Origin of the sequence: Gluconobacter cerevisiae (assembly GCF_015244675.1) — a bacterium.
In the GTDB taxonomy this organism is placed as follows: domain Bacteria; phylum Pseudomonadota; class Alphaproteobacteria; order Acetobacterales; family Acetobacteraceae; genus Gluconobacter; species Gluconobacter cerevisiae.
Map to the genome: position 1 here is coordinate 1 of NZ_JABCQO010000003.1, position 11,804 is coordinate 11,804.

General features: G+C 57.0%; 10 protein-coding genes and 1 tRNA gene. 1 reads left to right on the plus strand and 10 read right to left on the minus strand.

Annotation, left to right across the window (positions count from 1 at the left end):
• Positions 1–89 precede the first annotated feature (89 nt).
• The 5 genes from HKD21_RS04830 to gatC all read right to left on the minus strand — a co-directional run bounded on the left by HKD21_RS04830 (position 90) and on the right by gatC (position 4,456).
• Positions 90–656: an SDR family NAD(P)-dependent oxidoreductase gene (locus HKD21_RS04830; RefSeq protein WP_194254495.1), complete on the minus strand. Its 567-nt coding sequence runs from the start codon at positions 654–656 to the stop codon at positions 90–92.
• A 389-nt stretch (positions 657–1,045) separates the two neighbouring features.
• Positions 1,046–1,137, minus strand: a tRNA-Ser gene (locus HKD21_RS04835).
• A 90-nt stretch (positions 1,138–1,227) separates the two neighbouring features.
• Entirely contained in the window at positions 1,228–2,685 is a 1,458-nt protein-coding gene (gene gatB, locus HKD21_RS04840; RefSeq protein ID WP_194254496.1) for an Asp-tRNA(Asn)/Glu-tRNA(Gln) amidotransferase subunit GatB, read from the minus strand.
• Positions 2,682–4,169 carry an Asp-tRNA(Asn)/Glu-tRNA(Gln) amidotransferase subunit GatA gene (gene gatA, locus HKD21_RS04845; RefSeq protein WP_194254497.1) on the minus strand — a complete coding sequence of 496 codons (1,488 nt, stop codon included), beginning with the start codon at positions 4,167–4,169 and terminating at the stop codon, positions 2,682–2,684. Before gatA ends, gatB begins: the two co-directional genes overlap by 4 nt.
• Positions 4,169–4,456 (minus strand): Asp-tRNA(Asn)/Glu-tRNA(Gln) amidotransferase subunit GatC, encoded by a 288-nt coding sequence (gatC, locus tag HKD21_RS04850; protein ID WP_099286596.1) that lies wholly within the window; start codon positions 4,454–4,456, stop codon positions 4,169–4,171. Before gatC ends, gatA begins: the two co-directional genes overlap by 1 nt.
• Before the next feature lie 69 nt (positions 4,457–4,525).
• On the opposite strand from gatC, the gene ruvX reads away from it, so the two are divergent.
• The gene (gene ruvX / locus HKD21_RS04855; protein ID WP_194254498.1) at positions 4,526–5,008 is read left to right on the plus strand and encodes a Holliday junction resolvase RuvX; all 483 of its coding nucleotides are present in this window, start codon (positions 4,526–4,528) and stop codon (positions 5,006–5,008) included.
• Between the two features lie 368 nt (positions 5,009–5,376).
• On the opposite strand, the gene HKD21_RS04860 is transcribed toward ruvX, so the two are convergent.
• The 5 genes from HKD21_RS04860 to HKD21_RS04880 are packed head-to-tail and all read right to left on the minus strand — an operon-like array spanning position 5,377 to position 11,713.
• The gene (locus tag HKD21_RS04860; protein WP_194254499.1) at positions 5,377–6,213 is read right to left on the minus strand and encodes a lytic transglycosylase domain-containing protein; all 837 of its coding nucleotides are present in this window, start codon (positions 6,211–6,213) and stop codon (positions 5,377–5,379) included.
• Positions 6,214–6,262: 49 nt separating this feature from the next.
• On the minus strand, positions 6,263–8,044 hold the full coding sequence (locus tag HKD21_RS04865) for an aminopeptidase P family protein (RefSeq protein ID WP_194254500.1): 1,782 nt from the start codon (positions 8,042–8,044) through the stop codon (positions 6,263–6,265).
• Positions 8,041–8,562 (minus strand): N-acetyltransferase family protein, encoded by a 522-nt coding sequence (locus HKD21_RS04870; protein WP_456305535.1) that lies wholly within the window; start codon positions 8,560–8,562, stop codon positions 8,041–8,043. Before HKD21_RS04870 ends, HKD21_RS04865 begins: the two co-directional genes overlap by 4 nt.
• Before the next feature lie 23 nt (positions 8,563–8,585).
• Positions 8,586–9,491: a 50S ribosomal protein L11 methyltransferase gene (locus HKD21_RS04875; protein WP_194254736.1), complete on the minus strand. Its 906-nt coding sequence runs from the start codon at positions 9,489–9,491 to the stop codon at positions 8,586–8,588.
• Positions 9,491–11,713, minus strand: coding sequence for an ATP-dependent helicase (locus tag HKD21_RS04880; RefSeq protein ID WP_194254737.1), 2,223 nt, complete (start codon positions 11,711–11,713; stop codon positions 9,491–9,493). The genes HKD21_RS04875 and HKD21_RS04880 overlap by 1 nt, the downstream gene beginning before the upstream one ends.
• Positions 11,714–11,804: the final 91 nt, after the last annotated feature.

An 11,804-nucleotide genomic window follows, 5' to 3' on the forward strand; every position in this document is an offset into this window, starting at 1 on the left:
CCGATCCGCTCAAAACGCAGATCAAAACCGACCCAAAGAACCGTCAATCAAAGCGCCCAAAAACTAAAATCACGGGCCAAGCACATCAATCAACGGTTCTTCGATCCCTCCACCTGTATAGTTTTTGGTTTAAATTCCAGCGCAAGCGAGCGCGCAAAACCCCTGAGACCAAATTTGGTTGCACTATATACTGAACTTCCCTGCAAGGGCATAACGCCTGCAATGGAATTAACAAATACAATATGCGCTTTGGGAGACAGGGCAGGAAGCAATTGACTGGTCATAAGTATTGGAGACGTCAGATTGATTGTCGTCTGTTCTTCCAGACTAACCCGCGTGATATTTCCAGCCGACTCAGGCTGTATCTTTCCTGCACAATGAATCAGTAAGCCGATAGGTTTTTTTCTTTGAAGAACCGCAGCACTAACAGTTTCCAGATCTACAGGCTGCGCGAGGTCACAGAAAATTGCCTCAAATCGTCCCTTCCTACTAGAAACCTGTTCTTCAGCTTTGCCGGGCCGTCGTGTCAGAAGGAGAACATCCCAGCCTTGCTCCAGAAGAATCTCTGCAACCTCACACCCAATTCCGCCTGTTCCACCGGTCATAACGGCAAATGACGGTATGGATGCTCTCTTTTTGAAGGAAAAAAAATTCACGTATTGTGCAAACCGGTCAGATTTGAGAGGGGCAGGGAATGCATGATGAGCTTCCTGAAAGAAACAACCGGATCTTCATAACGCGATAACCGGGTGCATCCTATGATTTTCTCATGATATGCAACGAAGAGAGTACAACGCTCTAAATTTCAATTTATATACACAGTGATATGAAACAAAATCGCAGGATAAATAAGAAGATTGAACCTCAAGTATAGTAGAAGCCAGCAAGAATTATCCGGTCTGGCAATGAGGCTTGTTATAATTTTATAATGGCAAAACCCGGCATCAGCTCTATCGGACGACCTGGCCCGTAGTCACCATCATTCAGGAACAACTTCTATAATATTGATGCGCTCTTTTAATTTATTTTATTTTTTCAAAAGAACTGGCGGAGGGGATGGGATTCGAACCCACGATACGACTTACATCGTATAACGGATTAGCAATCCGCCGCCTTCAGCCTCTCGGCCACCCCTCCGCACTCTACGCGGTTCACACTGCGTATGTAGGAGTGTTCTTAGGGGGTAACCGCGGCGTGGTCAAACCCCCTAAGAACATTTTTTTCGCCTTACTCTGAAAGAAGTTTTTTCAGAGTTTCGTTGACGAGGGCAGGGTTCCCCTTGCCCTTCATGGCTTTCATAGTCTGACCGACGAAGAAGCCAAAAAGCTTGTCCTTGCCGCTTTTATATTCTTCGACCTTGTCATTATTGGCCGCAAGAATTTCGCGAATGGAGCTTTCGATGGCACCTGTATCCGTAACCTGACGGAGCCCCTTGCGCTCGACGATGGCAGAGGCAGAATCGCCCGTCTCGACCATGTCTTCCAAGACTTCCTTGGCAATCTTGCCATTAATCGTGGAATTGGAAATCAGGCCCAGAAGCTCTCGCAGACCTTCCGCACTTACCGGGCTGTCCTCAATGGAACGGCCGGTGCGATTCAGGGCTGCGAAGAAGTCCCCCAACATCCAGTTGGCGGCGAGACGGGCGTCTGCACCGCGGGCCACAGTCTCGTAGAAGTCAGCGATCGCCTGCTCAACACACAGAACCGAAGACTCGTAGCGACTGACACCATATTCCTGTTCCAGACGTGCGCGCTTGGCTTCAGGCAGCTCAGGCAAAGCCGCCTTGAGTTCGTCAACCCAGCACTGTTCGATAACCAACGGCAGAAGGTCAGGGTCAGGGAAGTAGCGATAGTCGTGCGCATCTTCCTTGCTACGCAGAGAACGTGTTTCGCTCCGGACGTGATCGAACAGACGAGTCTCCTGATCGACGGTTCCACCAGCTTCCCAGACTTCGATCTGACGCTGCGCCTCAACCTCTATGGACATCATCACGAAGCGGATCGAATTGACGTTCTTGATCTCGCAGCGCGTGCGATATTCCGTTTCACCCGGCTTACGGACCGACACGTTCACATCGGCACGCATGGAACCTTCTTCCATATTGCCGTCACAGGTGCCGATATAACGCAGGATCTGACGCAGCTTGCGCAGATAGGCTCCGGCTTCTTCAGGCGAACGGATGTCCGGTTCACTGACGATTTCCATCAGCGCGACGCCAGCACGGTTCAGGTCAATGAAAGAGCGTGTCGGGTCCTGATCGTGGATCGACTTGCCCGCATCCTGCTCAAGGTGCAGACGCGTCACACCGATTTCGCGCGTACTGCCATCTGCCAGATCAACAAGAACCTTGCCCTTGCCAATGATCGGGTGAGCGAACTGGCTGATCTGGTAGCCAGTAGGCAGATCGGCGTAAAAATAGTTCTTGCGATCAAATCGGCTGAACAGGTTGATTTCAGCTTCAAGCCCCAGACCCGTACGGACAGCCTGCGCTACGCATTCCTGATTTAGAACAGGCAGCATGCCGGGAAAGCCCGCATCGACAAGGCTGACATGCGTGTTCGGCTCGCCGCCATATTCCGCCGAAGCGCCGGAAAAGAGCTTGGCCTCACTGACGACCTGGGCGTGGACTTCAAGACCGACAACGATTTCCCATTCGCCGGTGTTGCCGGTGATACGATAGCTCATGCCGACACTCCTGCATGAATGGTGGGTCTGTGATGAAACGCCGCCGCCTGTTCGATCGCATGACCGGCAGCAATCAGAGTTTCTTCATCAAAGAACCTGCCGATAAGCTGCAACCCAAGCGGCACACCGCGCGCGTCCAGACCAGCCGGAACGGACAGGGCAGGGACACCCGCCATGCTCGCCGGAACTGTAAAGACGTCATTGAGATACATCTGCACCGGATCGGTCGGCTTTTCGTCCTGTGCGAAAGCGCCGGAAGGTGCGGTCGGCGTCAGAAGAACGTCGACATTCTCGAAAGCTTTCAGGAAGTCCTGCTGAATCAGCGTCCGAACCTTCTGCGCGCGCAGGTAATAAGCATCGTAATAACCCGAAGACAGCACATGCGTGCCGATCAGGATGCGGCGCTTGACCTCTTCGCCAAAACCAGCGGCACGGCTGGCTTCATAGAGACCATCCAGCGAAGGTGCACTCACACGCTCACCGAAACGAACACCATCATAGCGCGCAAGATTCGAAGACGCTTCAGCAAGAGCCGCGATGTAATAGGTCGGAAGGCCGTATTTCGTGTGAGGCAGGGAAACCTCAACGATTTCCGCCCCAGCATCCCGTAGCCAGGTCATACCCTGCTGCCAGAACGCCTCGATTTCTGCGGGCATGCCGTCCACATGATATTCTTTAGGAATACCAACGCGCAGTCCTTTGACGCCACGCTTCAGAGCAGCTTCGTAGTTCGGAACAGGCGTATCAACACTCGTGGAATCGCGCGGATCGAAACCAGCCATCGATTCGAGCAGAATGGCGCAATCCTGAAGATTACGGGCCATTGGGCCAGCCTGATCGAGCGAGCTTGCAAAAGCAATCGTCCCGAAACGCGAGCAGCGACCATAGGTCGGCTTGATGCCAGCAATACCCGTAAACGCTGCTGGCTGACGGATGGAACCACCCGTATCCGTGCCCGTCGCACCCAGAACAAGTCCGGCCGCAACCGCTGCAGCTGATCCACCCGAAGACCCACCCGGAACCAGCTTGGCGTCAGAATCCTTGCGCTTCCATGGATTTTCGACCGGTCCAAACGCGGAGGTCAGATTGGCCGACCCCATGGCAAATTCATCAAGATTCAGCTTGCCCAGAAAAACTGCGCCATCTTTGAGCAGATTGGCTGTAACCGTGCTTTCATAGGGCGGTACGAAGTTGCCAAGGATCTTGCTGGCCGCGGTGGTGCGGACGCCATTCGTGCAAAACAGGTCCTTGATGCCCAGCGGAATACCACACAGGCTGCCACCTTCGCCTTTGGCCAGAGCCGCGTCCGAAGCCTTGGCGGCTTCCCGGGCCTGATCGGGCGTGCGGGTGATGAAGCTGTTGAGCTGACCGTCCAGACGATCGATCGCGTCAATATGAGCGTTCGTCAGTTCGACTGCGGATATTTTGCGCGCCTTGAGCGCGTCCCGAGCCGAAGCAAGCGTGAAATCGTGAATGCCGGACATTATTCTACCACCTTCGGTACCGTGAAGAACGGACCTTCCCGTTCGGGAGCATTGGCCAGAACCTTGTCACGGCAATCGCCATCCGTGACCCGATCTTCCCGCAGGCGGGGCTTTGCCAGACCTGTGCCAATCATCGGGTCAACGCCCGTGACATCCACTTCCTTGAGCTGTTCCACCCAGTCAATGATGGAGCCCATATCCTGACCGAGAGTTTCAACCTCTTCGGGTCTGAGACCGATCCTCGCCAGTCTGGCGATGCGCGTAACCGTTTTCGCGTCGAGCGACATGAATATTCCTGAACAAGAGGAAATTTTATGGTGGCTTTTCAGCCTTCAGGGGGATCATAACGCCGTGCTATGCCCCTGTTCAATCCACATGATCTCCGTAATCTCGTTCAATCCGGTCAGCGCATCCTCGGGCTAGACCCCGGATCGAAAACCATCGGCGTCGCGCTGACGGATGTTTCGCTCATGCTGGCCTCCCCCTTGATCGGCCTCAAGCGCAGAAAACTGGGAGGAAACGCCCAGGAACTTGCCAAGATCGTACGCACTCAGGATGTCGGTGCTCTTGTTGTCGGATTGCCGCTTTCACTGGATGGATCTTTTGGCCCCGCAGCCCGTGCGGCCTCCGACTGGACGCAGGCTCTGTCCGAACGTCTGGGGATTCCCGCAGGACTATGGGACGAACGCCTGTCCTCAAGTGCCGTGAACCGTTTCCTGATCCAGGATGCCGACATGACACGAGGGCGGCGGGCCGAAGTCGTCGACAAGATGGCCGCCGCCTACATGCTTCAGGGCTGGCTGGATGCCTCACGTCCTGAAGCACCGGAGTTTTTCTGAGCGGGGGAAGTTCTCCGCCTCAACTATTCCTGCTTTTCGCCAACGCGGAACGCCATGATGTATTGGCCAGAACACGGAACCACATTCGGGCCGTGAGTGCGCCGACGAGCAGGCAAAGCAGGAACTTCATGATTTTTCTCCATTCATGAAGCATAAAACGAACCAGATTGGTCCGGGTTCTTTGACGGACAGTTTCAAAGTGTAAGGTGTGCTGAGAAATGATGTTCCGCGCGTCGATCTTGATATTTTTTCTGGGACTTTCCGCCTGTGTCCACAACCCTGATGACGGCGGAACATCCGTCACCCGACATCATTCATCCCATCATGGAGCCTATGCCGGAGCAGGGGGTGGCTGGTCGGGGTTCTGATCAGCGCTGACGCCAGGCAAGCCGGATCGGCATGGCACGATAGGATGCGAGATCCCGTCCGCCATGCACCGGAAAAGCGCTTCCGCCCTGACCGACTGCGTGATGGATAATGCGGGGCGGTGGCGCATAGGACACCATGTGAACAGACGGCATGGCTTCCACCCGCGGCGTCGGCCGTTCAGAAAATCCGGATTGCCTGTTCAGAGCAAAATAAGGGGCAGGCCTGGCGGCTGGAAGCATGGCCTGAAGACCGGACGCTGTCATGACGACCTGTGGAAGGAAATCGGGAGGTCGGTAACTGTCGGGTTGTCCGTTCCAGATGGCCAGCACATGCCGGGCATAGTCGGCACCCAGAGCTGGCGTGAGAGAGTGATAGGCTGCCGTCGCGGCTGGCCAGCCCTGAAGCTGATGATGCAGTCCGGATAGGAAACGGGCACCGTAGCGGGCATTGCTGAACGGATCGAAAGCATCTTCAAGCGAAAAAAAAGCGTCCGGATGATGGTGCAGGTTGATCTGCATGCAGCCTACATCAATCGAAATGATGCCGTGGGCCTGAAAATCCCGCACCGCCGCAATGGCTTCGTCCTTGCTCTCGTAGAAATACCCTTTTCCGGCCGCATTGACGGTCCAGGGCCAGGCAATGGTCGCCGAACCATTCGGGTCCCGCCGCCCGCTCTCCACACGGCTGATGGCATCTAAAAGACGAGGCGGAATCCCTGCCTGCTGTTCGGCAGCCTGCACCGCCGTTTTACAGACAGAAGAAACATCAAAAGCCTTCGCAACCGGCACACCGGAGAGCGTCATGGCAGCAGCAAGAAAACGAACTTTCCCAATCATTTTTCTATTTATGATCGGGAAAGGTAAAAAAACGGTTATGCCTGCAACTTTACCGAACGAGCGGTTTGCAGGCCTCCGCCAGCCACTCTGCGACTTCTGGTTCGACATGCAGTGAGACCCGCGCCTGAACCTCCGCATGATATGCATTCAGCCAGTTCAACTCGGCATCATTTAAAAGCGCCACATCAATCAGCTTACGATCAATCGGCGTGTAGCTGAGGATTTCGAACTCCAGAAACGCGCCCTTGCTGCCCTTGAACGAAGATGGGCGCACCAGCATCAGATTCTCGATCCGGATTCCGTACTGCCCCGGCTCGTAATATCCCGGCTCGTTGGAAACAATCATGCCTGCTTCAAGTGCAACAGGTCGTGGCGCAGGGGAGATATTCTGCGGTCCTTCATGAACGGACAGATAGCTTCCGATGCCATGTCCAGTCCCATGATCGTAGTCCATCCCGACCTGCCACAGGGCTGCGCGTGCCAGAACATCCAGCCTGTGTCCGGTCGTGCCGGGCGGAAAACGGATGCGGGAAAGGGCGATATTGCCCTTCAGGACACGCGTGAACGCTTCCCGCACATTGGCTGGTGGCTCCTGATCCCCGACCCAGAGCGTACGGGTAATATCCGTCGTGCCGAACGGATACTGACCACCGCTGTCGATCAGATAGACGCTGCCGGCTTCCAGAACCCGATCATGACCGACCTGCGCCCGATAATGCGGGAAAGCACCATTCGGCCCGACCGCGGAAATGGCATCGAAGCTCTGCTCCCGATAATCATTGGAGCGGGCACGCAGACCATCCAGCCTCGTGACGAGATCCGTCTCGTGCTGGCCGATTCCTGAGACCGTCAGAGAATACAGGAAGCGGGCCATTGCAACGCCGTCATGGGCATGGGCCTGACGCGCGCCCTCCTGCTCAACACTGTTCTTGATCGCTTTTGGAAGCGTGCAGGGGTCCGTTCCGTCCACAACCGTCGCACCGCCTGCCTGAAGCGTGGTGTGAAACCACACAGCTGTCGAAACGGGGTCCACGCGCACCGTTTTCCCCTTGAGGGTCTCAAGGCGCATTGCCAGCTCCGCAGGGGCATGAACTGTCACACCCGAACCACAGACCTCCATCACATCCGCCGACAGACGCTCCGACGAAACGAACCATTCAGCTGTTCCGTCAGCGTGCAGGATTGCATAACCATGCGCGACAGGCGTGAGGGGAACATCGCTGCCACGAATATTCAGCAGCCAGGCCAGCGAGGTGCAGTCTGCGATGATGGCGGCATCGTGCCCGGCCCGGATCAGGGCCTGTCCCAGACGCAGGCGCTTGTCGGAACTGCTTTCCCCGGAAAATTCCAAAGGCTGCGACATGATCTGACTGGCAGGGTCCTCTGGACGGTCTGCCCAAGCCTGATCGATCGGATTATACGCCAGCGCGACAAGTTCAACACCCGGCGTTTGCCATGACGCCAGCATGGACTGGCTGACCAGACGCGGATCATAGCCGATTCTTAACCCGTTCGCATGCTCCGCCAGCCAGTCGGAAAGCGGTTCCAGCGAAATATGCCGACGCTCCCACAGATCATGCGGAACCTGCTCTTCCAACTGCACCGTATAACGCCCGTCGGAAAATACTGCGGCCACGTTCGGCAGAATAGCCGCAAGGCCAGCGCTTCCCGTAAAGCCTGTCAGCCAGGCCAGACGCTCTGCACAGGGGGCAACATACTCGCCCAGATATTCATCCCCACGCGGAATGATGAAACCGTCAACACACAGTGCTTTGCAGGCTGGGCGAACAAGGGCAGGACGCTCGTTGAGCGGGATTGAGGACAGGGTCATGAAAAGTCCTTTTCCACAGAAGACATATCGTCGAGGCAGAGTGTCATAAACAGCAGATCAAGCCAGCGGGCATGCTTGCGCCCCACCTGTGGGAGCATGCCACAGGTCTGGAAGCCAAAATCGCGATGCATCGCAACGGACGCAACATTATCCGCCGTGATCCCAGCCACCAAGACGTGAAATCCAGCATGTTTTGCATGCTCAATCAGAGCAAGCAGAAGAGCGCGGCCAATGCCCCGACGCTGATACAGAGGTGAAACGTAAACCGAGTGTTCAACTGTACGGGCATAGCCTTCATAAGATCTGAAAGACCCGTAAGAGCCATATCCCGTCACTTCGCCAGCCACATCGACGGCAACAAGAACGGGATATCCGTGCGCCAGCCTGTCCTCGAACCACTGACGCCTCTGCTCCAGCGTAAAGGGGGTCGTGATCCAGAGCGCATCGGTATGCTCGATGGCATCATTGGTAATCCACAGAATCGCTGGAAGATCGCCCTGACTGGCGTTCCGAATCACCGGCAATGCCCGCGGCGCGTTCATCAGCGGCGGCGACGCAGGATCAGCGTGGCCCAGTCGCCCTCACGCAAAATACGCTCCAGAACGAGACCCTGCCGCTGATGCGCCACCAGAACCATCCGCGCCTGACTGTAAAGCAGTCCGGCCAGAATGGCGGTCCCGTTCGGCGCAAGATTCAACGCCAGAGACTGCGCCATCCGACACAGTGGGCGGGCGAGAATATTGGCGAAAACCAGATCATACGGTGCTTTGGCGCGCACGGCCTCGGTTTGCCAGCCATTGCCAAAACGGCAGTCCAGCAGATTGCCCTGACCGTTCAGCCGCGCGTTGAGCTTGGCCGTCCGGACGGACCAAGGCTCGATATCGACCGCCAGAACCGGACGATGCAGCAGCTTCGCCGCCGCCATGGCCAGAATACCGGACCCACATCCCATATCCAGAATACGCTGCGGCTTGCGATACGCCACCATCTCCAGAGCCCGCAGACAGCCGCGTGTGGAGCCATGCTCGCCCGAACCGAAGGCAATTCCCGCATCCAGTGTAATCGTCAGACGGGACTGATCCGGCGCGCCATGCAGATGAGTGCCACGAATGGCGAAGCGCTTGCCCACATTCTGTTGCGGAAAAGACTCATAGGTCCGGGCCAGCCAGCCTTCGGATTCGGTCGGGGTCCGTTCAAGTTCAGCCTCACAGCCGGTCAGCAGCCGCGCGACCGCCAGAGCGTTTTCGAGCTCGTCTTCCTTGAACCCCGTGTCCTTCACGCCTTCCACGCGCCAGTATTTCTGCGCGTCGTCGGCTTCAAAAATGCCTACCGTCTCGCAGGCGCACATGAGCGCCTGCTCGAACAGGGGAACAAAAGGCTCTTCAACCGTGATGGACAGGGTTTCGAGCGCACTGGCATGGCGACGGCCAATGCTGCGGGGTGCCATCACGATCTGATCTCCACAAAGTTTGACATGACGCGCTTGACGCCACCGTTTTCAAAATTGATTTGCAACTGCGGCCCATCGGCACCGATAACCGTGCCTTCACCGAACCTGTGATGAAAAACCGTCGCCCCGATCGCGACGGTCGGCTCCGGCTTCACGTCATGAAGTTTCGGGCGAGGGGCGCTGAACCCTGACGGACGTGTGCTGGTGAGTGGCCCGGACGCGAACATGGAGGGTGCCGCCGCAGCCTGACGACGCGTCTCGAACGCCTGTCCATTCATCTGAACATGTTCGGACGGAATTTCCTCGATGAAGCGGCTTGGCATTGAAGACTGCCAGTTCGCATAAATGCGTCGGCTGGCCGCATGCAGCACGATGGCCCGACGCCGCGCCCGCGTCAGGCCGACATAAGCGAGTCGGCGCTCTTCCTCCAGCGCCCGGTTTCCACCTTCATCCAGCGACCGCTGGGACGGGAACACGCCTTCCTCCCAGCCCGGCAAGAACACCGTGTCAAACTCCAGCCCTTTGGCGCCGTGCAACGTCATGAGGCTGACCTTGTCGTCGGACGTCTCACTCTCCGTGTCCATGACAAGCGCGACGTGCTCCAGAAAGCCCTGAAGCGTTCCGAATTCGCCAATCGCGCGCAGAAGCTCGCGGATATTGTCCAAACGGCCCGGAGCCTCAACGGAACGGTCGTCCCGCCACATCTGAAGATAACCGCTGTCTTCAAGAAGCTGCTCGGCCGCAACGACGTGACCTTCAGTCTCCAGTGTGGCCTTGGCCCGCTGGAACGCGGCCATCAGCCCGCCCAGCGCCTCTTTGGACTTACCTTTGAGCAATCCTTCCTGAAGCTGCCAGTTCACCGCCGCCGTCAGCGGGCCGGGGAGGGCCCGTGCCTGAACATGCAGCTTCTGCACCGCCACTGCACCCACACCCCGTTTCGGAACATTGATGATTCGCTCGAACGCCAGATCATCCGCAGGCTGCGACAGGACGCGCAGATAGGCCAGACAATCCCGGATCTCAGCACGTTCGTAAAATCGCAGCCCGCCCACAACGCGATACGGAATCCCGATGAGCATCAGCCGTTCTTCAAACGGCCGCGTCTGGAACCCGGCTCGCATCAGAATGGCGATTTCCGAAAGCGGATGACCGTCAGCGCGCAGGCGCTCGATAGCACCACTTACGATTCGCGCTTCCTCGTCCGAATCACGAACGCCGATGATCTGAACCTTCTCGCCGTCCGCATCCTCACGGCCCGGCCGCAACGTCTTGCCCAACCGTCCCTCATTATGAGCGATCAGCCCGGCAGCGGCAGCGAGGATCTGTGCTGTCGAGCGGTAATTGCGCTCCAGACGCACCACTTCCGCACCGGGAAAATCCTTTTCGAATCGCAGGATGTTCTCAACTTCCGCCCCGCGCCAGGAATAGATCGACTGGTCGTCATCCCCCACGCAGGCAATGTTGGACGGTCCATGCTCGCGCTTCGCCAGCAGACGCAGCCACAGATACTGAACGGTATTGGTATCCTGATACTCGTCTACGAGGATGTAGCGAAAACTCCGATGATACTGCGCCAGCACATTGGGCTGGTTCCGCAGGATCTCCGTCATGTGCAACATCAGATCGCCGAAATCACACGTGTTGAGCGCAATCAGACGTTCCTGATACGCTCGGTAGATCGCCAGCGCATGACCATTGGCAAAATCGGAATCTTCCGCCGGTGTCACCCGGTCGGACGTTAGACCGCGATCTTTCCAGCGCTGGATGATGCCCATGAGCTGGTTCGGCGGCCAGCGTTTGGTATCGATCTTCCAAGGGTCCATGACCTGCTTGAGCAGGCGGATCTGATCGTCTGTGTCGAGAATATTGAAGCTGCTGGTCAGCCCCACATATTCCGCATGTCGCCGCAGCATCCGCGCGCAAATCGCATGAAACGTCCCCAGCCACAGCCCTTCCGCAGGCTCACCCAGAATCGCGCTGACACGCTCGCGCATTTCACGAGCGGCCTTGTTCGTGAAGGTCACGGCCAGAATCTGGCTCGGATAAGCGCGTCCGGTCAGGAGAATATGTGCAAAGCGCGTCGTCAGAACGCGCGTTTTGCCCGTTCCCGCACCCGCCAGAATGAGGAGCGGGCCTTCGGTCGTCTCGATGGCGCGTCTCTGCTCCGGGTTGAGACGGGAGAGATACTCGGGTGTGGGGGAAGGAAGGTCTTGCGGCACCCTCCCGATATAGAGTGAGATACCGTCATGGCCAACACCTATCCCCGGATCGATCTGACACGCGGCACCGGTCCACAGGGACATCGGGCGA